The following is a 23,657-nucleotide window of genomic DNA, read 5'->3' on the forward strand; positions in this document are numbered from 1 at the left end:
GGACGAGGACGCGGGTACCGCCGACTTTGTACTGTCGCTCAACGCCGACGTACAGGGAGGGTTCAATGTGGACTTTGACATCAGTGATGGTACGGCCATCTCTGGCTTGGACTATACCGTGGCATCCGCCAACGGGAACATTGCCTTTGCCGGTAACGCCGGGGAGCAGCACAGCGTGACCGTGACCATACTTGACGACACACTTATCGAGAACAGTGAGGACCTGTCCATAGCACTTTCCAACCTTTCAACGGGGCTTATCTCCATTGTGGGGGCGAACGCGACCGGTACCATCAACGACAACGACGGTGGCGCCGGGAACGGGGTTCAATTCGACATCACCAATATCAATATTGATGAAGATGCCGGAACAGTTTCAGTACCCGTAAGCCTTAATGTAGACGTACAGGACGAATTTACCGTGGAGTTTTATACCACCAATGGTTCGGCTCAAGATGCATTTGATTACACTGGTATTCCCCAGAACACTCAAGTATTGACCTTTGGGGCAGCCAACAGTAACAATCAAAACATTATCATTCCGATTATTGATGACTTTATTATAGAAAGCACCGAAGACTTCCAGGTAGTCTTGACCAATATTTCAACCACCTTGGTCAATATCCTGGCTAACGATACGGCTACTGTCAACATTATCGACAATGATGGAAATGAAGGTTATCCAACTGATATTACGCTTGAAGCTTGTGATACAATTCCAACTGCAGAAGTAATCACCGTAAACAGCACCTGTGCAACTACAGTGGATTTCAACGAGTCCATTACTGGACAGGATGATGGCTGCGCCATGGATTATACCATTACTCGAACATGGACTTTTACAGATTGTGTTGGAAACGTTCGTGAACATGTACAAGTAATCACTGTGATAGATACCCAAGCACCATCATTTGTTGAAGTACTTCCGACGGATATTACAGTTTCTTGTGATACTATTCCAGTTGCTGATGTCCTAACGGCCATTGATAGCTGTGATCCAAACATCACTGTGGTATTTGACGAACAAATCACGGATACCGATTCTTGTGGTTCCGATTACATCATCACAAGAACATGGGATGCAGCTGATTGCGCGGGTAACCCGATAAGCCATACACAGGTTATCACTGTCGAGGACACTACTGCTCCAGCATTTGTGGAGGCCTTGCCAATAGATACAACTGTTTCCTGTGATGCTATTCCAGCAGCAGAAATCTTGACAGCTACGGACAATTGTGATCCAAATATCACCGTAGTGTTTGATGAGCAAATCACGGATACCGATTCTTGTGGTTCCGATTACATAATTACAAGAACATGGAGTACGGCTGATTGTGCAGGTAATCCTGTAAGTCATACCCAAGTGATCACAGTTGAGGACACTACAGCTCCAGTGTTTGTGGAAACCTTACCATTGGATATAACCGTGTCGTGCGACAATGTTCCGACTGCAGAAATCTTGACAGCTACGGACAATTGTGATCCAAATATCAATGTAGTGTTCGACGAGCAAATCACGGATTCTGATTCTTGTGGTTCCGATTATATAATCACTAGAACTTGGAGTACGGTTGATTGTGCAGGTAATCCAGTGAGTCATACGCAAGTAATCACGGTTGAGGATACACAGGCTCCACAATTTGTGGAAAACTTGCCTCAAAACATGACTGCCATGTGTAACGAGGTTCCTGATGCTGTTGTTCTAACCGCCATTGATAATTGTGATACAACTACTGCGGTGACTTTCGATGAGATAATTACCAATGATTCCAATTGTGCAACGGGCTATACGGTTACCCGAACTTGGTCTACGGAAGATTGTGCGGGGAATGTCAATACCCACACCCAGGTTATCACGATAGAACCTACTGGTCCTATCACCGCAAGTGCTTACGAGGAGGAAATCAACCTAATTTGTGGTGATGAGATTCCAGAAGTTCCACAATTGACATTTATGGGTGGATGTGGCAACTATCAAGTAGAATTCTCCGAAGAGACCGTTAGTTTGGTCGATACAGAAGACTTCATGATTACCAGAACTTGGGATGTGACCGACTCTTGTGGTAATACTGCCTCTTTTGAGCAAGTGATATTTGTGATGCAGCCTCAACCTGAGGAAGTTGAAATCAACATTTGCGTTGAGGATGATGCTATTAACTTGATTGACTATTTACCTGAATCCTTTGATACCAACGGGGTATTTGAGTTGATCAGTGGTAATGTCGTATTGGATGGAAGTATCTTTAATCCAGCCAACTTGGAAGTTGGAGAATACCTGATCAGCTATAGTTCTACTGAAGGAACCTGCAAGTATTATGTAGATTTTACCATCATTGTAAACAGTGATTGCGTGCCTTGTGGTAGGGATGAGATTATCGTATCCAAAACGGTAACTGCCAATGGAGACAATATCAATGATATGTTCACCATTACTGGAGTAGAGTATTGTAACTATTCTTTTGAGCTGATGATATTCAATCGCTGGGGAGATAAAGTATACGAATCCAAGAATTATCAGAATGACTGGGGTGGTTTTGCTCCTAGCAATGCCTTTGGAAATTCCGGTATGCTTCCTTCAGGTACGTACTACTATATCATCAACGTGATAAATACAGATATTAAACCACTGAACGGATACATTTATCTGGGAACTGGTGCAAACTAATCAAACTATAACTACTTTGAAAGGTCAGCCGCACAGGCTGGCCTTTTTTTATATCGATAATCGAACTATTTCATAGACCAAAGCCCTTTTGTAAATAAGGTCGTTTACCGCATTCGTCCACAGAAAAATGCACTTCGTCGAACCCTTTGTTTCAGGCCGATTATTCAAGTTCATTCAACGGCTATATTACTCAATAACACCTGTTTGCTGTTGCTTTGATATAGAATTTAAACCCAAATTCCAGTCTGGGCAACCGGGCAAAACCTTAACCGAAACAAAATGAAAACGCTTCGCAAGATTACCCTGTTATTGATGGCAATTGTTGGATCCAATGCTATGGCCCAACAGCTTCCTCAGTTTACACAATATATGTTCAATACCATCTCTGTAAATCCAGCTTATGCGGGTAGCCGGGAGAGCATGAACATGACCGCCCTTCATAGGAACCAATGGGCTGGGCTGGACGGGAATCCGACCACAAGCACATTCTCCTTCCACACTCCCATGAACAATGAACGTGTGGGATTGGGACTTTCCTATATCACGGACCAACTGGGATTTGAGAGCACCAACTATGTGTACGGGGATTTTAGTTATACCATTCCCGTAACGGCCGAAGCAAAACTTTCTTTCGGACTAAAAGCTGGATTCACTAACTATCGCTTGGAAAATCCTGATTATAACGATCCTTTCTTTAATGCCAACTTTAATAGTTGGAAACCCAATTTTGGAGCTGGCGTTTATTTGAGCACCAATAGATGGTATGCCGGTATTTCCTCTCCAAGAATTTTGAACACGGATTTGAACGACGGGGAATTTGAAGCCTTGGAGCGTAATAGCTACTATGCTATTGGAGGTTTGGTCATTGATATCTCAGCTGACGTTAAGTTACGTCCTGCATTTATCACCAAATTCACGAACGGAGCACCATCCACCTATGATATTACCAATAGCTTTCTGCTATATGAAAAGGTATGGCTTGGAGCTTCTTATAGATTTAATGATGCATCCAATTTTGGAGCATTTCTGGACTATCAGATTTCCAACAATTTTAGACTTGGCTATGCTTACGACCTTCCTACTTCAACCATTAGGCCCTACACGGGTGGAACCCATGAAGTCATTTTGATCTTTGAACCAAGACTTTCAAAGAAAACCAATCTTTATAAGTCACCAAGATATTTTTAAAATCAAATCCAATGAAGCGCTACAACCTCATATCAATTTTATTTATTGCCTTTTTTGGAGTGGTTACCATGACCGCACAATCCACAGTCCAAAAGAGAGCGGACCAATTGTTCTATAAATTTGCTTACGCAAAGGCCATTCCAGAATACGAAAAAATGGTCACAGGGAAAAACTCCGTACATGCCTATCAACGGCTGGCCGAGTGTTATTTGATGCTTCGGGATTTTGAGAAAGCACTGCCTTATTTCAAAAGGTTTATCAACGAACCCGAAACTCCAACCAACTACTACTTTAAGTATGCCATGGCCCTTAAAAGCTCCGGTCAGGAGAAAGAGGCTGTACAATGGCTCAAACGCTATAGAAAATTTCATAAAAACGATGCACGTGTCAAACAGTTTTTAAAGGACGGAAACCTTGCTTCGGTGGTCTTTAACAGTAGGGAACGCTACGAAGTGGAACCTGTACATTTCAATACGCGATACAGCGAATTCGGTTCTTTTGTCCATGACGGACAATTGTACTTCAGCTCCAGTAGAAAAGAGGTCGCTTCTGAAGATATTTACGGATGGAACAACGAATCTTGGTTGGATGTTTTCCATGTGACCGAAGGGAGTACCATGGATGTTCCAAGAAAGTTTCAAGGCGAGATCAACTCCAAGTTCCACGAAAGTTCTTTGGTTTTTTCCACCGATTATAAAAACGATACCATTGTCTACTTTACACGAAACAGCTACTTCCAAAATAAAGAGAGCTTTTTCACCAAGAAAAAGGAAGACAAGAACATAGAAAAACTAAACAACCTAAAAATCTACAAAGGGGAAAAAGTGGATGGTGTTTGGAAGGTTACTCGTAACCTTAAGACCAATGCTGACCACTACTCTACCGGTCACCCGACGGTAAACACTGATAGAACACTGCTGTATTTTGCTTCCGACAGACCAGGTGGCTATGGGGGTACTGACATTTATTACTGTAAAATACACCCAAGGGGCGGTGTGGGTCTCCCAGTAAACGCAGGTCCCATTATCAATACCCCAGGGAACGAAATGTTTCCATACATCAACAATGAAGGGCAGTTGTTTTTCTCTTCCGATGGACATGTTGGTTTTGGCCAATTGGATGTCTTTGCAGCAATTTCGGACGAAGATGGAAACATTAAAGATGTAATCAATTTAGGAAAGCCCCTAAATAGTGAAAAAGACGATTTTGGATATTATGCCATGGACAATGGTGTGGATGGATATGTTAGTTCCAACCGTAAAGGAGGAAAGGGAAGCGATGATATCTACAAGTTTAAATTTATTCCTTCCCTAATGCTGGAGGGAACTGTAACGGATGCTATCAACCTTCAGCCTTTGGACAGTGTGGCGATCTCTTTGTTTGATCAAAATACGGGGGAGCTGGTTCAAAAAACCATGACCAATGATCAAGGTAAATATGAAATGTTTGTGAATCGCGGTCAAAATTACCTGATTGAAGCAGTTCGTAAAACACACCCCCATAAGCATGTATATTTCAGCACGCAAACGGTACAGCGGGTTACTAAAACTGTGGTACAGAATATTGAACTGGAACCTGTAATGGATGTGAAAGTTTTGGCTGGACTCAACAAAATCTATTTCGACTTTAACAAAAGTAATATTAGACCCGATGCAGCCAGGGAACTAGATAAAGTGGTAAAACTTATGTCGGAAACCTACCCTGAGATGGTTATCAAATTGGAATCGCATACCGATCCCGTGGGGAGTCACAATTACAACGATAAACTTTCCGAACGTAGGGCAAAATCTACCTATGAGTACTTAATTGCGAATGGTATTCCAAGACATCGTATTATCTCTTATAAGGGATTTGGTAAACGAAAATTGATCAATGATTGTAACGGTTTGGAGGATTGTAATCAAGATCAATTGGAATTGAACCGAAGAACCGAATTTCCGGTGGTTCAACTCAACAATAACTATTTGGCAAAATCAAAATAAATAGTAGAGGGATTCTTTTAAAAAGCCGCCCAAGAAGTAATTCTGGGCGGCTTTTTTGTTTTCTACTTATCGCCTGTGGTGGAGATGATGATGACCCAAAAATACCCGATACCCCCTCCACGGACCCTCCAGAGATTACCAACGTTGACCCCTATGAAGGCGAAGTGGGTGACGATGTGGACATTATTGGAGAAAACTTTAGTACTACCCTAGGTGAAAACCAGGTAAAGTTTGGTAATGTAGATGCCGAGGTTACGAACGCAACAGCCACCAAACTGGATGTTACGGTACCTGATGGAGCCGAAACTGCCAAGATCACTGTTACCATAAACAACCAAACTGCAACCAGTGAAAATGAGTTTGTTGTCAACGACCCCTCACCAAAAATCCTAAGCTTTACACCAACGGAAGGTGGTCCGGGAACAGAAGTGACCATTACTGGTATTGGTCTTGAGGCCAACTATGGATCAGATAAGTATAATATCAGTTTTAGTGGTAACGGTGCTGAACCTCAGGTTTTAAGCGTTTCTGATACCGAACTGGTTGTGGTTGTACCCGGCTCCTTGATAACTGGTCCAATCAGTATTTATCTGGATGGGGAAACGATAACCAGTGAGGACGATTTTATCTTGTTAACAGGAAGATGGACTCAATTGGATGATTTTGGAGGAGCAGAAAGATATGATGCCCAAATGTTTGCTTTAAACGAACTACTTTATATTGGTATGGGTGCTAATTTTAATCTAGAGGGAGAATTAAAAGATCTTTGGGAATACAATCTCTCTGATGGCACTTCCCTACAACTTGATGATTTCCTTGGTGAGGCTAGAAATAAAGGTGTCGGCTATAACATTGATGGAAAATTCTATTACGGTGGAGGTGAATCGAATTACGACTTCTGGGAGTATGACCCTGAAACAGAAGAATGGACTCAAAAAGCAGACTTAGGACATTTAACCGATTGGAGAGCTAACGCTGCAGCCTTTTCAATTGACGGAAAAGGTTATGTGTTCGGTGGAACAAATGCGTTGGGAGAGTATTCTGACATGTTAGAATATGACCCGGAAAACAATACATGGAAAAACATACCTGGCCCTCCAGCAGATGGAAGACAAGGTCATATTGCATTTGCCATTGGAAATAAAGGGTATATAGGCTGTGGATATACTGGGGATGATCAATCTCTCAGTGATTTATGGGAATACGATCCGGAACAGGAAAATCCATGGTCAGCTATTTCGGTTCCATTCAAAAAAAGGTCAGAGGCTATTAGTTTTGTAGTAGAGGGCAAAGGATATATTGGCCTTGGATACGATAGCGGTACAGATGAAATTTTCAACGATTTATGGGAATTTGACCCCGTAAAAAATGAGTGGACAAAAAAATTAGGCTTTCCAGGTGAAGAAAGGTTCTCTTCCTCGGCTGTAGACTTAAATGGAAGGGGTTATGTTGGGTTGGGGTACACATTCGGAAAATATTTTAACGACATTTGGGAGTTTGACCCACAAAATGAGTAATCTTAATACTCAAACCCAACAAAAAAAGGAAGCCGCCCAAGAAGTAATTCTGGGCGGTTTTTTTGTTTTGTACCACCCCTCCGATTCAATGCTTTGCATTGAATCACCTCCCCTTTCTAAGGTGAGGAGCATGGTTTGGAGTTAAATATGTAGCTCCTCCCTTCGTAGAGGGGAGGTCTGTTGTTACTTTGTAACAACAGGGAGGGGTCAAATCAAGATTTGATTTCCACCTTACTCTCCACCACATCCTTAATCGGAATCACAAACTTTCCGTCTTTCGTTACCAAGGTCAAGCTGTTATTTTCAATGGCTTCTACCGTACCTGAGTGCTTCCCAATTACCAGTTTGTCGCCAACCGCGAAAGTTCTGCGAGTGTAAAAGGAGCGCAACAGGTCTGTAATCACATCGCGGGAACCAAGGCCCAGGCCTAAGGCAAAAGCCAACAGAAATGCCCCCAAGATCATGGTCACATTATTGGTAATGATCGTGGTATCTATCCCAGCCTGATTCAATGCGGTTATGGAAATAAATATCACGATGATGTAAAACAACATATTGCTCACCAAGTTGGATCCTCCAAACTCGAGGGAGTCAAAAATTTTCTTGACCGTTTTCTTGATAAAGTTTCCAATATAGAGTCCAATCATCATTAGTGCCAGTGCGCTGAACAACCTTGGCAGATAGCGTAGCAGATTGCCAATTTCAGTAGAGATTATCTCCCAGCTTAAAATATCTGCCGCCACAATCAAGAAAACCAATAACAACACCCATTTCACAAAGCCAAGAATAATTTTTAGGATATCAATCTTAAAATCCCCTTTACCAAACAGTTCCATATCGTTGATCTTGTCGCTCAACACATTCACTTTGGCCAGCTTCAATATTTTGCCCAGGACAAACAGTATGATTCTGGTTACGATCCAACCAATTAGTAGAATGATCAGTGCCCCAATAATCTTGGGGAGGGCCAATGCTATGTCCCTGCCCATTGCAGTCAAGGAATCAAAGGTCAGGTTCTTCCATTCGTTTAGTGTTTCCATATCTATAGTTTTATAGTGCAGTTATCAATTATTTCCCAAGGTTTTAAATAGTTTTCGCAAGGCGGATCCCACATTGAACGAAAAGAGCGAAGCCATATCCATGATTAATTTGGCTGCAGCTATATCGTTCATTACTTTTTTCTTCATGCCTGGTGGAACCTCCCGTAACGAAGCTTCCAATTCCCTAAACGGATTTCTAATTTTCTTTGCCATGTTACAAGGTTTTATAGATTTCCATTAATTTTTCTTTTGCTCTCTTTAACCGCATTTTTACGGCACTCTCCCCAATTTCCATGAGGGTCACAAGATCTTTGATGGATGCGCCATCTTGATATTTCAATAGCAATATGGACCTGTCCTCAGGTGAAATCAATTCCAAGGCTTTTTTTAGTTTCTTGGTCTTCATTTCAAAAAGACTGTCATCAGGTATTTCGGCTGTCAATTTGTATTCCGAGTCCTCCACAGGCACGGATTTATCACTCATCTTACGCTGCTTGTTCCTATTTACATAGTTCACACAGAAATTATAGGTAAAGGAGTACAGCCAAGTCGAAAACTTGGATTTCCCCTTGAACATCTTCAGTTTTATAAACAATTGCAGGAACACGTCCTGGGTCAAATCTTCAGCCTCATCTTCCGATCTGGCAAATCCGTAGCATTTGTTATACACCATTTTAGCATACCGGTCGTACAACTTGCCAAAGAGCAGCGGATTGTTGTTGGCGACAATTTTCTGCACCAGTTCTTCATCCGTCAGATGGGCATATGGGTCATCTGTTTCCAATGAATTCTTATCAATGTAATGTATAAGAGTTAGAAACAGTCTTTTGATAAAAGTCACTGTGCGAGGTTTGATCAAGTTGTTTTTATGAAGTTTTCCCTTTTAGGGAATATCTCACCAAGATAATTGAAATTGACCTTATATTTATGGAAAATTAGCAGATGAAATACTACTTCTTTTTAGCCTTGATTAGCTTTACATTGATTTCCGCTTGTAAAAATGAACCCAAAGCTGAGCCCACTTCTGAAAAAGAACTGTCAATTCCAGAAAAAATAGCCCAAGCCCATGGGTACGATGCTTGGAAATCCGTTAAGAAGATCACCTTCACTTTTAAGGTTGGGCGAGACAGTACGAATCTCGGGCGTACCTGGATTTGGGAACCAAAAACCAATAAAATCACTTCCATCACACAAAACGATACATTGGTGTACAACAGAAATTCAATGGACAGTCTCGCCTTAAAAAGAAATGGTGGGTTTATCAACGATCGCTTCTGGATTTTGGCCCCGTTCAACCTGATTTGGGATGCCAACAATTATACTTCGGAACACCAAGAAGGTCAAAAGGCACCTATCAGTGGAGAATCCATGCAAAAGTTGACCATAGTGTATGGCAACGAAGGTGGGTATACCCCTGGAGATGCCTATGATTTCTATTTTAAGGATGATTTTATTCTACGTGAATGGGTATTTAGAAAAGCCAACCAAGCAGAACCTTCAATGACCACAACCTGGGAAGATTACATGACTTTGGAAGGGCTCAAGCTTGCGCAGGACCATAGAAAGGCCGAAGGTGATTTTAGTCTGAATTTCACCAATTTGTCCGTAAAAAAGGAGTAGGATTGCTTTCTTAAGCTCTCTTTTTTTGAAGGAACAAGCTCGTTCCCAAAACCAGAAGAATACATCCCAAAAGGGCATAGAAACTATGGGTAAGGGAAGCACTTTCCGCCACAAAGCCTAAAATAACCGGACCCAATAAAAAACCCGAGTATCCGGAACCAGCGATAAAGGAAACCCCTTGGGCCGATTCCACTCCTTTTACGTTACCCCCAATTCTGAAAAGCTCAGGAACGATAACTGAAAACCCAAGACCGTTCAAAGCGAATCCTACAATAGCCAATAGGGTATGCTCGGAAAGCACCAAGAAATATCCGAAAAGGGCGACGGTAGCACCCAAGACCACAATTTTAATGGAACCAATCCGGGCACTTATGCCATCTCCCAAAAATCTTCCAAGAGTCATAGCAACAGAAAAGGCCAAAAAACCAGAGCCAATCAAAGCTTCAGGCGCCAATGTTATCTCTTTTAAATAAAGTCCGCTCCAGTCCACTATAGCGCCTTCACTCCCAAAAGCTACAAAACTTATTAGCCCCAGCAAAAGCAGTGGTTTAAACAGTTTTAAATTGAAAGACTCCGCTTCCTGCGGAGCTGCCTTGATGTTTATGTAATGACGGAAAAAGAACAAATTGATCAAAAACACAACACCTACGGTTATTCCCATATGCAGTGCTGGGTTTCCAATAACCGGAATCAAAAAGCTACCCAAGCCCACTACAACTCCCCCTAGACTAAAAAATCCATGGGCCGCGGACATGAAATTCTGCTTATCCTCCTTTTCAATTTCGGTGACCAAGGTATTCATGGCAATATCCGTAAGCCCATTGGCCGCCCCAAAAAGAAACAGGGTCACCGTCAATGTAAGGTAATTGGGCGCCAATAATGGGAAAATTGCGGTTGCGCTACCCAGTAATACCCCTACCCAGGTCGCTTTCCCCACTCCAAGTTTATTGATGATTTTGGGAGCCAGGGGAAAAATTGCAAATACCCCTAATGACAAACAAAACAGGGCAATCCCCAAATCAGCCTTATCAATATCCAGTTTTTCTTTTACCGTTGGAATATAAATGGCCCAGGTACCAAACCATATATTAAGGGTAGTGAAAACCCAAGCCGGTGCAAAGTAGCGGGGATTGGAAAAAATAAGTTGAAGTGATTTCATATCGCAAAATAACCGAACCCCGACGGAATTTTATAGCTGAAAACATTCCAATACTTGTCTGTTTTATTCCTAAAATGAAATCATACTGGAAATTATTGGTAGTTTTACAGCATGAAACCCATGTTGGAGTCCATTAATGTTTCCCACAACTCTTCCTTAAAAGTAGCTACATATAACAATTCCAGTTACTGCGAGTCGGCCGGTTGGCATGTGCATCCGGAATATGAATTGGTCTATGTGAAGAATGGAGCCGGTTGTCTTCACATTGGCTCCAACAAAAGCCATTATACACATGGGACGCTCGTTTTTTTGGCTGGGAATATTCCCCACGCAGACTTTGGCAACAAGGATAATGAAGATAATATAGAGGTGGTCATCCAATTTAGAAAGGAGTTTTTGGATGAAAAAATTAGAGTCTTTCCGGAATTTGATAGTATCAAAAGACTTATTGAAAAATCTGGTCATGTACTTATCTTCAGTCAACAGTGCAAGGATGAGCTACAATCCAAATTTGAAGCCTTTCCTTATCAAGACAATCAAAGTCGACTGATCAACGTGTTGTCCATCTTAAGTGATCTATCCAGGGATGGGCGCTACCAAACTCTGTTTGACACCTTCAGCAGCAACGAGTTTAAAAGTGACGAAATTAGGCGGTTGGAAAACATTTTTGAGTATGTAAACACCAACTATCACAAAGAAATTTCCGTACCTGAAATTTCAGCACAACTGGGTTTCACTCCCAATTCATTTAGCCGTTTTTTTAGAAAAATGACCCAAAGGCGGTTTCTGGATTTTGTCAATGAATATCGCATAACCAAAGCGATGGAACTTTTCAATGAGGATAATTCAACCATTGCGGAGGTCATGTACCAATGTGGGTTCACTGACCCTTCTTACTTTAGTAAGCAATTTAGAAGATATCAGGGCTTATCACCTTCCGTATACGTAAAGCGAAGGTATTCTACATCACTTGCTTAAAATCCCTTCCTTCAATATTTGTCCAAAATTGTACATATCTGTATACGAGCAATACAAAGGAGCAGGAGCCAATCGAATTACATTGGGTTCCCGCCAATCTGTAATGACCCCATTTTTCATCAAATAATCAAATAGCGGTCGGCCTTCTCCATGTAGAAAAACAGAAAGTTGACACCCTCTTTCTTCCGGTGTAATTATCTCAAAAGTACTATCTACCTCTTTATCTATTTCTTTCAGAACGAATTCCAGAAAAGCCACTATGCTTTTTTGTTTTTGCACCAAAGCATCCATCCCCACCTCATCAAACAATTCCAATGAAGCCAAATACGGCGCTACGGAAAGAATGGGAGGATTACTTAACTGCCAGGCATCTGCCGTATCTATCGGGTCAAATTCCGGTTGCATTAAAAAGCGGGTTTCCTTTTTGGTGCCCCACCATCCTTCAAAACGCGGTATATCCTTTTGCCCCAGATAGCTTTCATTTACATAGATTCCAGAGGCATTTCCAGGCCCACTGTTCATATACTTATAACTGCACCAAGCCGCAAAATCTGCGCCCCAATCATGCAGGTTAAGCTTTACGTTACCTACACCGTGGGCTAAATCCCAACCTACTTTTGCACCTACCTCCTTTCCGGCTTTGGTAATGGCTTCCATATCCAAGACTTGCCCATTGTAATAATTGACTCCTCCCATTAAGACCAAAGCCAACTCCTCTCCTACCTCATTGATCTTATCCAGAATGTCTTCCGTTCGCCAAAAATGTTCTCCATCCCTTTTTTTAACTTCCTCAATCACATCTTCAGGATTAAAACCATGATACCTGGCCTGACTTTGCAGCATGTATTGATCGGAAGGAAAAGCCTTTTCCTCACACAAAATCTTAATTCTTTTTCCAGTAGGTCTATAGAAGGATACCATCAGTAAATGCAGGTTCACCGTAAGGGTATTCATTACGGAAACCTCCTCTTTTTTGGCCCCAACAATTTTGGACAAGCCTTCCGCCAACCGCTCATGATAATCCCACCAGGGCTTTTCAGCATAAAAATGGCCTTCCACCGCCATTTCCTTCCAGTCTTTCATGACGTCGTCCACAAATTTCTGGCTACGTTTAGGCTGAAGTCCCAGAGAATTGCCGGTAAAATAGATAACATCCTTTCCATTGTGCTGGGGATAGTGGAACTCCTCCCTATACTTGGCCAGAGGGTCCTGGGCGTCCAACTGCTGTGCAAATTCCAAGGAATGATGAAAACTCATATGTATTGTTTGGGTTAAATATGGAAATTAAATATCGTTTTCTCTAGGATTATTCCAGTCGCATTTCACTAATGTGCTTTTTAAAACCCACTTTTTCATAGGCTTTTACAGCCGGAATGTTGTCCTCATAAACCGTCAAGCGCATTTCTGAAAGTCCTTTGGAATCAGCCCATTCCTTAAGCGATTCAATTATTCTTGCATTCAGTCCTTTCCCCCTAAAATCTGGGAGGGTATACATAAAGCCCAAATAGGCATATTCCTCATGATCGAGGTAATGTCTTGCTCTTTTGGTAATAGCATACCCGGAAGCCACAATATCTCCTTCGTGTTCTATCACCAATACACAGGCATTATCATTATCAATCATGGCCTTGATATCATAATAGCTAACGGGATCCTCCCTGATGGTGATATCAAAAGGTCTTTCTGCCTTGATCAGTCGCTGCTCAAAATCCAACAGAATGGGCAAATCCTCCATTCTGGCATTTCTGGTTGTATAATTGGATGAAGCCATATGTTCTAGTTCGAGATAAACGGTATATCCAATGTACTTCTTTTCTCTATTTTTGCGAAAATTTACGCATGCATTTTTTATCCCCTTTATTGGAAAGCTATATTGTAGAAAATTCAGAGTCAGAACCAGCAATTTTGACTGAACTTACCCGTGAGACCCACCTAAAGGTTATTCAACCACGAATGATTACGGGACACTTTCAAGGGAGGGTGCTGAGCATGCTCTCCAAAATTGTTTCGCCAAAATTCATATTGGAAATAGGAACTTATACGGGGTATTCTGCCATTTGTTTGGCCGAGGGACTCCAAAAATCAGGCGAGTTGCACACCATTGAAGTAAATGAGGAGCTACAAGGCATGCAGCGTAAATACTTTAATAAAAGTGGTTATGGAGCACAGATCAAGCAGCACACGGGTGATGCTTTGGATATTATTCCCCAATTGGATCATCAATTTGATTTGGTGTTTATCGATGCCCAAAAAGTCCAATACGATGCTTTTTTTGAGGCCGTCATTGAAAAAACCAAGCCTGGGAGCATCATCTTATCCGATAATGTACTCTGGTCCGGAAAGGTGGTGGAACCCTTAATTCCTTCGGATAAGGCCACAGCCTCATTGTTGGCTTATAATCAGAAATTAAAGCAAGACCCAAGAGTTGAAACCGTGTTACTACCTATTCGTGATGGGCTTACGATGTGCCGGGTGCTATAGCTCGGTGAAATCGATAGAAAAGTAATCCCGAAAGCACTCCAACTACAGCTCCAACCAAAACATCCAAGGGGTAATGTACCCCAACGTAAATACGGCTGGTAGTGAAGAGCAAAGGCCAAACAAAAAATAATCCTGCCCATTTTATCTTGCTCCTAAGCAGCAAATAGGCCAAGAGAGCAATAGCAAAAGAGCTGGAGGCATGGCCCGAAAAAAAACTGTAACCCGAAGGCGTATCCAAGATGCGGATAAAGGAATTTATTGCCGCATCATCGCAAGGTCGCAGTCTTTTAAAACCAATTTTCGTCCAATGGGTAATTAAGGTGATGAAAAATGCCAGGGCCACTACCGCAGTAATTCTGGAAAAGGCCTGTCTTTTAGGAAACTTCAGTAAAAATAGGGCAAGAAACAAAAGGAATAAGGGAGTCCAAACCGAAATCTTAGTCACGGTTGACCAAAAAGGATCCCAAAATTCGACACCAAGTCCGTTGAGATAAATGAAAACATCCTGATCCCATTGTAGGAGCTGGTCCAACATGGATTATTTGGAGCTTCTTTTGACAGCTCCGGTTACCTCATCCACATTTTTCTTTACCTCGTTCAGTTCGTTTCGGATGTCTTTAGTGAAGTCGGTATCAATACCTTGACTCTCAGCGCTCTTTTGGATCTCGCGCTTAATATCGTCCGTGGCGTCCCGTAATTGTCGCATTCCCTTGCCCAGGCCTTTGGCGATACCCGGAATTTTGTCGGCACCAAAAACCATGACCACAATAAAAAGGATAAAAAAGATTTCTCCGCCGCTGATGAATAGAAAATGCATAGGACAAATATAATGAGAACTTGGTTGGAAAATAAAAAAAGCCCTGCGATTTCACAGGGCTTTTAACACTTGATCTAGGGTTTAACTACCCTTTTATATTTTCTTTAAACTTATCGAAATCGGATTTTTCCTCTTTCTTGGGCCAAGAATTGTTGGCTGTATCAATATCTGCGGTTTCCGCCTTGGGGTCAACCACAATACCTACCAATTCCTTTTGGGAAGACAATACCCGTTTCACCTCTTCATCATTCTTTCTCCATATTTCCGGTGGATAGGTAACATTTTCCTTAGTTCCATCGGCATAGGTATACTCCACAATCAAAGGCATCGGAATCCCTCCGGGCTTGTCAAAAGTAATTTCATAGAAATACTTGGGTTCCTTGACCTGGGCCCTTTCTTCAACACTCATATTATCCATCATGAATTCCTTCAAGTTCTGTGAAACTTCTGTGGGAGCCTTTCCTTTAAGGTCTGGATTGTAATCTTCACTATCCTCTTCCGCCAAATAAACCAATGGAGGTAGATCGGCTTCCGTGATATTTCTATCCGCCATATACTTTTCCATTTGCTTGGTAGGCTTGTCGGACACATAGTATTTTTTAACTCCTTTTACACCGATATCAACATAATCGGTGGTATAGAACCAAGATCTCCAGTACCAGTCTAAATCCACAGCTGATGCATCTTCCATGGTTCTAAAGAAATCCTCTGGGGTAGGATGCTTGAATTTCCAACGTTGGGCGTAGGTTTTAAATGCGTGATCGAACAATTCCGGCCCCATAACTGTTTCCCTAAGAATGTTCAAAGCGGTAGCGGGTTTACCGTAGGCATTTGGCCCCAACTGATATACATTCTCCGGATTGGACATAATAGGTGAAATATGACTTTGATCGCCAGCCATATACGGAACAATTTTGGCAGCTTCTCCCCTTCTTGAAGGATATTTCGAATTAGGAGCGATGACTTCTGGGTTATTTTTCCCAAATTCCTGCTCTGCTAAGTATTGCATAAAGGTATCCAACCCTTCATCCATCCATCCCCACTGACGTTCATCAGAGTTTACGATCATCGGGAAGAAATTGTGGCCTACCTCATGGATGATCACACTGATCATACCGTATTTGGTTCTGTCGGAATACGTACCATCCTCGTTGGGACGTCCATAGTTCCAGCAAATCATCGGGTACTCCATCCCTTGGTTTTTAGCATGTACCGAGATTGCCTTATGGTATGGGTAATCAAAAGTATGCTTTGAATAGGTTTTCAAAGTTTGTACCACAGCTTTGGTAGACTGCTCTTCCCAAAGTGGATTTCCTTCTTTAGGATACATTGAAACAGCCATTACATCTTTTCCTCCAATTTTTACGGCCTGCATGTCCCAAACAAATTTTCTTGAGGTAGCAAAACCATAATCCCGTACATTGGTAGCCTTGAATTTCCAAGTCTTTTTATTTTCTGAAAAGCCTTTTTCCGCAGCTTCGGCCTCTTCCTGGGTTACAATAAGGACAGGTTTATCATACGATTTTTTTGCCTGCTTATAGCGCTTCATCATTTCTTTTGAGAAGACATCATCACGGTTTTGCAAAACTCCGGTAGCATCTAAGATATGATCAGCTGGAACGGTAATGTTTACCTCGTAGTTTCCAAACGGAAGGGCAAATTCACCACTTCCCCAAAATTGATGGTTTTGCCATCCTTCCACATCACTGTAAACTGCCATTCTTGGGAAAAACTGGGCAATAACGTAGGCACGGTTTCCATCTTTCGCAAAGTATTCGAAACCAGAACGAGCGCGATTAACGGTATGATCGGGAACATTGTACCACCACTTGATGGAGAATGAAATCTGTTCCCCACTTTTCAAGGGCTTGGGGATGTTCAAACGCATCATGGTTTGGTTGATGGTATACGACAAGGGTTTACCACCTGCATCCTTTACAAATTCAATATTAAAACCACCATCAAAAGGCTCGGTAACATAGGTTTGGGCAAAATCCCCTGCCATATAGGCAAAACTTACCCCATTTCCATTTCTTAAAGGCGATTTGGAATCTTTAGCCCTTACGTTTTGATCTAGCTGCACCCATAGGAACTCTAAATCATCTGGGGAGTTGTTGTAATAGGTAATGGTCTCCTCGCCATAAATCTTGGCATTTTTGTCGTCCAGTTCAATGTCCATTACATAATCTGCTCTTTGCTGATAGTAATCGGGTCCGGGAGCTCCGGAGGCTGAACGGTAGGTGTTTGGAGTGGAGAACTCCTCGTACAACTGTTTAAACTTGCTTTGGTTCACATGACCAGGTTCCCTTTGCTCTTTGGCTTCTCCTTCTTCCTGTGCAAAGGCCATTGCTCCGAAAAGAAACAGCATGGAAGCAAAACAATACTTGATTTTGTTCATTTTCTTATTGATTTTTAAAACGGTGAAAAATAACTTTTTTTTAACGAACCGATTAAAGGCAGTTATAAGTTTAACATTCCTTTATTATTCTCCTTGATCAGCACAAAACTTTTTTTCTTTCCCTTCCATTTTAGATGGACCACATTTTGTTGTTCTTCAAAAAGGTCGGTAAGAATTTCATTTTGAACGGAGACTGATTTTAAGTTGGAAAAATCCACATCTTCCAACTCCATGTAGCAGATGACGACATCATTGTCATATTCTTTACCCAAAAAGGTATAGGGAACAATTTCACCATTTAATTCTATAGCAAACTTTGCGCGAAGGTACTTTTCAATATAGGCATCTGCCACTAGAGATTCTTTATCGGTTGCCAGCTGAGCCTTGATACCATATCGTTCTTCCAGGACATCATCCAAGTCATCAATGAAGATCCGACTTGTTATTTGGAACGATGTATTTTTTTCAGAGTATACCACGTTGGTGACACTAAGGTAAAATTTGTGTGCAGTGGTAAACGAAAACAACAGCAAAAGGCCTAAAAGACCCAGTGCATTTCCTACTTTTTTCAGCTTTATCATAATGTAATAGACTACATTTTCAACTTTTCGTTACAATGAATCAATACTCATTAGAAAGTTCAATTTCAAGTTCAAACCCCAAAGGGAGGACACGGAAACATCACATCTTCCAAAAATTCCGCATTCGGTTAACAAAACTACTAACGGTATGCCAACCTTTTAGTCCAAATTATTGTTTCTGCGATAGGCCCTACTCTTTGAAACCATAAAATCCCAAATCTTCAACTGATTGTGGGTATCGACCGTCCGCTGAAATTCCTCATCCACTTCACAGAAGTACATAAAATCATCAAGTTTTTCCACTGGAATCTTCAAGTTAGTGCTGATTAGGGAATCAGCATAAAACCCCTGTACACGCTGGGTTCTGGCATAGGTTTTATCCACTTTGACCCTATTCTTGAGCATCTTTGTACGCCCAGTAATGGCATTGATGATTGGATCCAAGGGAGGAGTCAAAATCATTCCCACGTTAAATTTTCCAAAAGAAGCCTGCTGCAATTTCCGTTCGCTCTGCGTAGGGATCTTTGCGTGTGCATTGGGCAGTCCCAAAGCTTCCGCACTTACATCTTTTTCCAGTTGGAGCTGATCTAAATCTTGGTTAAGGTCGCCAGATAAATCATAAGGTCGGACCACAACTTCTTTCAGCTCATTCACAAATTCCTCCAAGGGAACCGAGATAAAACTAGTATTGTAAACCACATCATTGACCACGATGAGCTTTCGTTGAAATTGAACCGCAGAAAACGCTAGGGTATCATGCAGAGCCACTAGAATGGAAAAATTTCCATCCATATCTGTAATCACAGCTCGTTGGGATGTAAGGTTTTGCACCACTACTCCTACAACATCCTCATTGGCACTGTACACCCTTCCACGAAGTTGCTTAGTGCCCGTTTGCTGAGCATTTAGGGTAATCGAAAAAAAAACAAAAAGGAAAAGTAGAACTTTACTCCGCATCCAACTCGGCCAAATACGTTTTACTATGGGTCACAAGGAAATCTATCAGCTGGAACTCATTTTCCTTCCGTAACAAAGTCTGAGATGGTACTTTATCATCACAATAGACCAAAAAAGCATCGATTTTATCTTGTGGCAACTTTAAATCCACCACAAAAAATTCGTCTTCGTAGACCTGTCTCAAAACCTCGCTCACTTTTAAGGGCTCCCTTGTTTCGCCATCTTGTTTTTTGGCTTTGAACAAAGCTTTGAAAATGTTAACAAAATTGATCCCATCCCGCATTCCTCTTACGGCCCTGGATTCGGCAATATTCTCAACCTCTGTAGATCGGTCTATTTCATATTCAAATTCTTTGAAGTCCTCGTTTTTGACCTCCAAAAATTTCTCTTGATTTTCTGGAGTAACCACAACTCCTTCCAGTTCGGTGATCTTTTCCGTCACCTCGACCACGAGGCGGTTATTGTGTAAAATTTCAGGAGTGATCGTGACTACTTCCAATTGATAATTCACCGCAGTAAATACCAACTGATCACCCGCTTTGACCAATATCAAAAACTCTCCGTCCTCATTGGTAATAGTAGCTGTTTCTGAAGTGGAATTAATTACATTTTCATTGGGTACATTTATCCCTCGATAAATCACCTTGCCCCTTAATACTTGTCTATTATCTTGAGCCAATAAACTACTCGTAAAAACAAGAAAAAATAAAATCAGTGTAATGTTTTTCATAAGCATGGCCCTTTAGCCGAAGTTAAAGAAAACTCTTGGCGGCCACATAAAAAAATATCGCAGTTCTAAACTTTTGTTAATTCTCCAAAAAAAACTACAGCAATACTTATCCATTCACCTTTGAACTAAGGTATTTTGACGGTAATTATTAGAATTCTCGCATCATAGGGCTAGTTTTGCCCATTAAGTCTAAATATCCTCAACCCTCAGACACCGTGAAAAAACAATTTTCAAGTTTGATCATTGGACTACTGATGATCAGTTCGCTACAAGCCCAAATCAAAATTGGGGAAAACCCTGAAGTTTTGCATCCGGCGTCCGTTCTGGAGTTAGAAAGTACCTCCAGGGTCTTGGTCATTACCAGGATGAACACGGTTCAAATGGAAAGCTTAACCCCCTTGCAAGGTGCCATGGTTTACAACCTGGACACCGAGTGTGTGCATTTCTTTGACGGCACCCAATGGATCAATCCCTGTGATCAGCCAGATGAACAGACTTTTTCTGCAGATGCCATTGTAAATGCCAACCCTACCATCGTAATCACGGAAGATGGCACCAATTTCAATTTTGAAGTGGGTATGATCAGAGGCGAGAATATTGTTCCGACCTCTGTAAATGGGCAGGTACACTTACAAGAACAATCCATTACCGGTGACCGTATTGCAGATGCCACCATTTCTTTTGACAAATTTGGATCTGGAACCACCTCTGGTGAGCTATTGCAATGGAATGGGACACAATGGATTTTGGTGGATGAGTCGGCCCTTACAGTAACCGAGCAAGATGGCGTGGTAGGAAATGAAGTTACAGGACCGGCCGATGCAACCTTGGTACTTTCCGGAACAGGGGATGCGTTAAGCCCATTTCTATTAGATGTTAATGCTGGAGGAATCAACACGGTTGAGCTTGCCGATAACGCGGTGAATTCATTAAAAATTGAAGATGGCCAGGTAAGCAATTTAGATTTAGCTACCGATGCCGTTACTAATGATAAAATGGCCAATGATGCGGTTGGGACGAATGAAATAATTGATGGCAATGTGACCAACGAGAAACTAGACAAAGCAAATATTCCGCTGAGTGGTTTTGGACCAGCTGCAGCTAATGTAAATATGGGAGGTTTTCAGATAAACAACCTGCAAGATCCAACCGTAGCCCAAGATGCAGCTACCATGGCATATGTTGATGCGGAAATATTCGCTTCCAATGCTGCTGATGGGGATACTGATAGTAATAACGAAATCCAGGACCTTAGCCTAATAACGAACACCTTGGGGCTATCAGGAAGTGCGGCGACAGTGGACTTGGCGCCCTATTTGGATGACACCACCTTGGATGAGGCAGCGGTAGATGCCTTTGTGGCCAACAACGGATATCTTACCGTTGAGGTGGACGGGGATGCCTCCAACGAAATCCAGGACCTAAGCCTTACAACGAACACCTTGGAGCTATCAGGAAGTGCGGCAACAGTGGACTTGGCGCCCTATTTGGATGACACAACCTTGGACGAGGCAGCCGTTGATGCATTTGTCGCCAACAACGGATATCTTACCGTTGAGGTGGACGGGGATGCCTCCAACGAAATCCAGGACCTAAGCCTTACAACGAACACTTTGGAGCTATCAGGAAGTGCGGCAACAGTGGACTTGGCGCCCTATTTGGATGACACAACCTTGGACGAGGCAGCCGTTGATGCATTTGTCGCCAACAACGGATATCTTACTGTTGAGGTGGACGGGGATGCCTCCAACGAAATCCAGGACCTTAGCCTAACAACGAACACCTTGGGGCTATCAGGAAGTGCGGCAACAGTGGACTTGGCGCCCTATTTGGATGACACCACATTGGATGAGACAGCAGTTGATGCCTTTGTAGCCAACAACGGATATCTTACCGTTGAGGTGGACGGGGATGCCTCCAACGAAATCCAGGACCTTAGCCTAACAACGAACACTTTGGCCCTATCTGGGAGTGCGGCGACAGTGGACTTGACGCCCTATTTGGATAATACAGACGCACAAGACTTAAGCGTTACCCAAAACACTTTGAGTATTAGTGGTGGTGCTACTACTATTGACTTGGCTATTAAGCCAATCATATCTTTATCCACAGATAGCACACTGAACAATACGCATTACACGGTTATTCTAAATGCAGGCATTAATAATTTAGCATTTCCTGCCGCCGGAACTAATTTAGGAAGAGTATATATTATCAAAAATATTTCAGGGGTAGCAGTGACCACTGGTAACTATCAAAACCTAACTAATGCGACGGTCAATAGCCTAGGTAATAACACAACCATTACAATTCAAAGTGATGGAACGTCTTGGCAACAAATCAACTAATGAAACAACTCATTGCCATATCCATTGGGCTATTTGCCAGCCTTACCTATGCCCAAAACGCCTTGTACAACCAAGGTAGTATCCAGATACATCCTAATGGTAGCATCGGATTTCATACCAATTTTATTAACGACGCTTCCTTTGATCAACATATAGGTTTAGCCGGTTTCTACGGAAACAATTCAATTCAGGTTTCTGGCAATGTTGCACCAAGTTTTTGGGATGCTGAGTTTTTTGTTCCTAGCAATGTCATGCTAAGAATTCCCGTGCATATACAAAACAATGCCAACTTAGTGGATGGCAATGTCGACTCACCCTTGGATGACCAAACGGTGTATCTCAATTTTATGCAAAACGGTTTTTTTACCGGTGAACGGAATGGTGCAAAAATAACCGGCTTTGCTGCCATAAATAATAGGGATTTTTTCTCATTTCCGATTGGTGATGAAAATCAATTACGACCACTGACGCTTATTTCTCAGGGTAGTACACCTTTGGCTCGGTGTGCTTACTTGTTTGAAAATCCTTCCAGTCCAACATCTCTTACCTCCAGCTTTGATGTAAATAGCAAAGTATCAGAAATTGGTACGGTGACGGACCAGGAATTCTGGATTCTCAATAGCGGTGTCCCTGCAGCGGTCACCATTAGTTGGAATGCACGAAGTGATTTGGCTTCCATTCCCAATGCCAGTTTTGAGTCCATTATCGTAGTGGGTTGGAGTATAGCGGCAAATCAATGGGTAGTCATCGGAAATGCGGCTAAAGGCGGTGATATTACAAACGGATTCATTACCTCTGAAGTCTTTAATCCAAACGACTTTGGAGCCATTACCTTTGGTACCATTCCATTGCCCACAGATACATTTGCTGTAAACAATCCAACATTGGGCAATTATTTTCTAAGTCCTAACGGAGATGGTATCAACGAATTTCTTGTGTTAGACAATATGTCTGAATCGCCCAATAATAGTCTTAGAATTTTCAATCGGTTTGGACAAAAGGTGTTTGAAAAAATCAATTACGTAGATGAATTCAATGGAGAGTCCAACACAGGAAACTTTTATTTAAGTCAAGATATTGGGCTTCCGGAGGGGGTTTATTTCTATTTGGTCACCTTGGATGATTTGGGTCTAGAATACCAAGGTTTCCTATTTTTGGACCGCTAGACTGTAAGAATTATACTGCAAATTACTTAG

Annotated in this window: 21 protein-coding genes; 9 read left to right on the top strand and 12 right to left on the bottom strand. The window is 42.0% G+C overall.

Translation table 11 applies throughout. The features are described from left to right. The 4 genes from FGG15_RS16445 to FGG15_RS16460 all read left to right on the top strand — a co-directional run. Positions 1–2,665 (top strand): HYR-like domain-containing protein (locus FGG15_RS16445; protein ID WP_138838354.1); only part of this gene is annotated, 2,665 nt, incomplete at its 5' end. 279 nt (positions 2,666–2,944) lie between these two features. Continuing rightward, a complete protein-coding gene (locus FGG15_RS16450; RefSeq protein WP_138838355.1) occupies positions 2,945–3,853 on the top strand; it encodes a PorP/SprF family type IX secretion system membrane protein in 909 nt (302 codons plus the stop codon). 11 nt (positions 3,854–3,864) lie between these two features. Then, positions 3,865–5,835 carry an OmpA family protein gene (locus FGG15_RS16455; RefSeq protein WP_138838357.1) on the top strand — a complete coding sequence of 657 codons (1,971 nt, stop codon included), beginning with the start codon at positions 3,865–3,867 and terminating at the stop codon, positions 5,833–5,835. Between the two features lie 134 nt (positions 5,836–5,969). Continuing rightward, positions 5,970–7,352: a Kelch repeat-containing protein gene (locus FGG15_RS16460; protein WP_262710856.1), complete on the top strand. Its 1,383-nt coding sequence runs from the start codon at positions 5,970–5,972 to the stop codon at positions 7,350–7,352. A gap of 212 nt (positions 7,353–7,564) precedes the next feature. Here FGG15_RS16460 and FGG15_RS16465 read toward each other — a convergent pair whose 3' ends face one another. From FGG15_RS16465 to FGG15_RS16475, 3 genes are read right to left on the bottom strand one after another with little or no spacing between them, the layout of a single operon-like run. Then, on the bottom strand, positions 7,565–8,392 hold the full coding sequence (locus FGG15_RS16465) for a mechanosensitive ion channel family protein (protein WP_138838361.1): 828 nt from the start codon (positions 8,390–8,392) through the stop codon (positions 7,565–7,567). A gap of 24 nt (positions 8,393–8,416) precedes the next feature. Further along, a complete protein-coding gene (locus tag FGG15_RS16470) occupies positions 8,417–8,605 on the bottom strand; it encodes a hypothetical protein (RefSeq protein ID WP_138838363.1) in 189 nt (62 codons plus the stop codon). A 1-nt stretch (position 8,606) separates the two neighbouring features. Beyond that, complete coding sequence (locus FGG15_RS16475; protein WP_202619582.1) at positions 8,607–9,233, bottom strand: RNA polymerase sigma factor; 627 nt, start codon at positions 9,231–9,233, stop codon at positions 8,607–8,609. 101 nt (positions 9,234–9,334) lie between these two features. Here FGG15_RS16475 and FGG15_RS16480 point away from each other — a divergent pair, with 101 nt between their 5' ends. Then, positions 9,335–10,012: a hypothetical protein gene (locus FGG15_RS16480; protein ID WP_138838365.1), complete on the top strand. Its 678-nt coding sequence runs from the start codon at positions 9,335–9,337 to the stop codon at positions 10,010–10,012. Positions 10,013–10,022: 10 nt separating this feature from the next. Here the strand turns inward: FGG15_RS16480 and FGG15_RS16485 are convergent, their stop codons facing one another. Then, positions 10,023–11,171: an MFS transporter gene (locus FGG15_RS16485; RefSeq protein WP_138838367.1), complete on the bottom strand. Its 1,149-nt coding sequence runs from the start codon at positions 11,169–11,171 to the stop codon at positions 10,023–10,025. A 111-nt stretch (positions 11,172–11,282) separates the two neighbouring features. On the opposite strand from FGG15_RS16485, the gene FGG15_RS16490 reads away from it, so the two are divergent. Next, on the top strand, positions 11,283–12,149 hold the full coding sequence (locus FGG15_RS16490; protein WP_138838369.1) for an AraC family transcriptional regulator: 867 nt from the start codon (positions 11,283–11,285) through the stop codon (positions 12,147–12,149). Here FGG15_RS16490 and kynU read toward each other — a convergent pair. Both kynU and FGG15_RS16500 read right to left on the bottom strand, forming a co-directional pair. After that, positions 12,138–13,406, bottom strand: coding sequence for a kynureninase (kynU, locus tag FGG15_RS16495; RefSeq protein ID WP_138838371.1), 1,269 nt, complete (start codon positions 13,404–13,406; stop codon positions 12,138–12,140). The genes FGG15_RS16490 and kynU overlap by 12 nt on opposite strands. Before the next feature lie 49 nt (positions 13,407–13,455). After that, a complete protein-coding gene (locus FGG15_RS16500; protein ID WP_138838373.1) occupies positions 13,456–13,920 on the bottom strand; it encodes a GNAT family N-acetyltransferase in 465 nt (154 codons plus the stop codon). 68 nt (positions 13,921–13,988) lie between these two features. Between FGG15_RS16500 and FGG15_RS16505 the strand changes: the two genes are divergently transcribed. After that, positions 13,989–14,630: an O-methyltransferase gene (locus FGG15_RS16505; protein WP_138838374.1), complete on the top strand. Its 642-nt coding sequence runs from the start codon at positions 13,989–13,991 to the stop codon at positions 14,628–14,630. Here the strand turns inward: FGG15_RS16505 and FGG15_RS16510 are convergent. The 6 genes from FGG15_RS16510 to FGG15_RS16535 all read right to left on the bottom strand — a co-directional run bounded on the left by FGG15_RS16510 (position 14,608) and on the right by FGG15_RS16535 (position 20,113). Beyond that, positions 14,608–15,165, bottom strand: coding sequence for a phosphatase PAP2 family protein (locus tag FGG15_RS16510; protein WP_138838377.1), 558 nt, complete (start codon positions 15,163–15,165; stop codon positions 14,608–14,610). The two genes, FGG15_RS16505 and FGG15_RS16510, sit on opposite strands and share 23 nt — an antisense overlap. A gap of 3 nt (positions 15,166–15,168) precedes the next feature. After that, on the bottom strand, positions 15,169–15,447 hold the full coding sequence (locus FGG15_RS16515; RefSeq protein WP_138838379.1) for a Sec-independent protein translocase subunit TatA/TatB: 279 nt from the start codon (positions 15,445–15,447) through the stop codon (positions 15,169–15,171). A gap of 85 nt (positions 15,448–15,532) precedes the next feature. Further along, a complete protein-coding gene (locus FGG15_RS16520; protein ID WP_138838381.1) occupies positions 15,533–17,845 on the bottom strand; it encodes a M1 family metallopeptidase in 2,313 nt (770 codons plus the stop codon). 62 nt (positions 17,846–17,907) lie between these two features. Continuing rightward, on the bottom strand, positions 17,908–18,426 hold the full coding sequence (locus FGG15_RS16525; protein WP_138838383.1) for a DUF6702 family protein: 519 nt from the start codon (positions 18,424–18,426) through the stop codon (positions 17,908–17,910). Positions 18,427–18,585: 159 nt separating this feature from the next. After that, positions 18,586–19,383, bottom strand: a complete 798-nt coding sequence (locus FGG15_RS16530; RefSeq protein ID WP_138838385.1) for a hypothetical protein — start codon at positions 19,381–19,383, stop codon at positions 18,586–18,588. Then, entirely contained in the window at positions 19,373–20,113 is a 741-nt protein-coding gene (locus FGG15_RS16535) for a peptidase associated/transthyretin-like domain-containing protein (protein WP_138838387.1), read from the bottom strand. Before FGG15_RS16535 ends, FGG15_RS16530 begins: the two co-directional genes overlap by 11 nt. Before the next feature lie 215 nt (positions 20,114–20,328). On the opposite strand from FGG15_RS16535, the gene FGG15_RS16540 reads away from it, so the two are divergent. Both FGG15_RS16540 and FGG15_RS16545 read left to right on the top strand, forming a co-directional pair. Continuing rightward, positions 20,329–22,461 carry a hypothetical protein gene (locus tag FGG15_RS16540; protein WP_138838388.1) on the top strand — a complete coding sequence of 711 codons (2,133 nt, stop codon included), beginning with the start codon at positions 20,329–20,331 and terminating at the stop codon, positions 22,459–22,461. Further along, positions 22,461–23,627 carry a gliding motility-associated C-terminal domain-containing protein gene (locus FGG15_RS16545; protein ID WP_138838390.1) on the top strand — a complete coding sequence of 389 codons (1,167 nt, stop codon included), beginning with the start codon at positions 22,461–22,463 and terminating at the stop codon, positions 23,625–23,627. The genes FGG15_RS16540 and FGG15_RS16545 overlap by 1 nt, the downstream gene beginning before the upstream one ends. The last annotated feature ends 30 nt before the right edge of the window (positions 23,628–23,657 follow it).

The sequence above is a fragment of the Flagellimonas algicola genome (genome assembly GCF_005937185.1).
Classification (GTDB): Bacteria; Bacteroidota; Bacteroidia; order Flavobacteriales; family Flavobacteriaceae; genus Flagellimonas; species Flagellimonas algicola.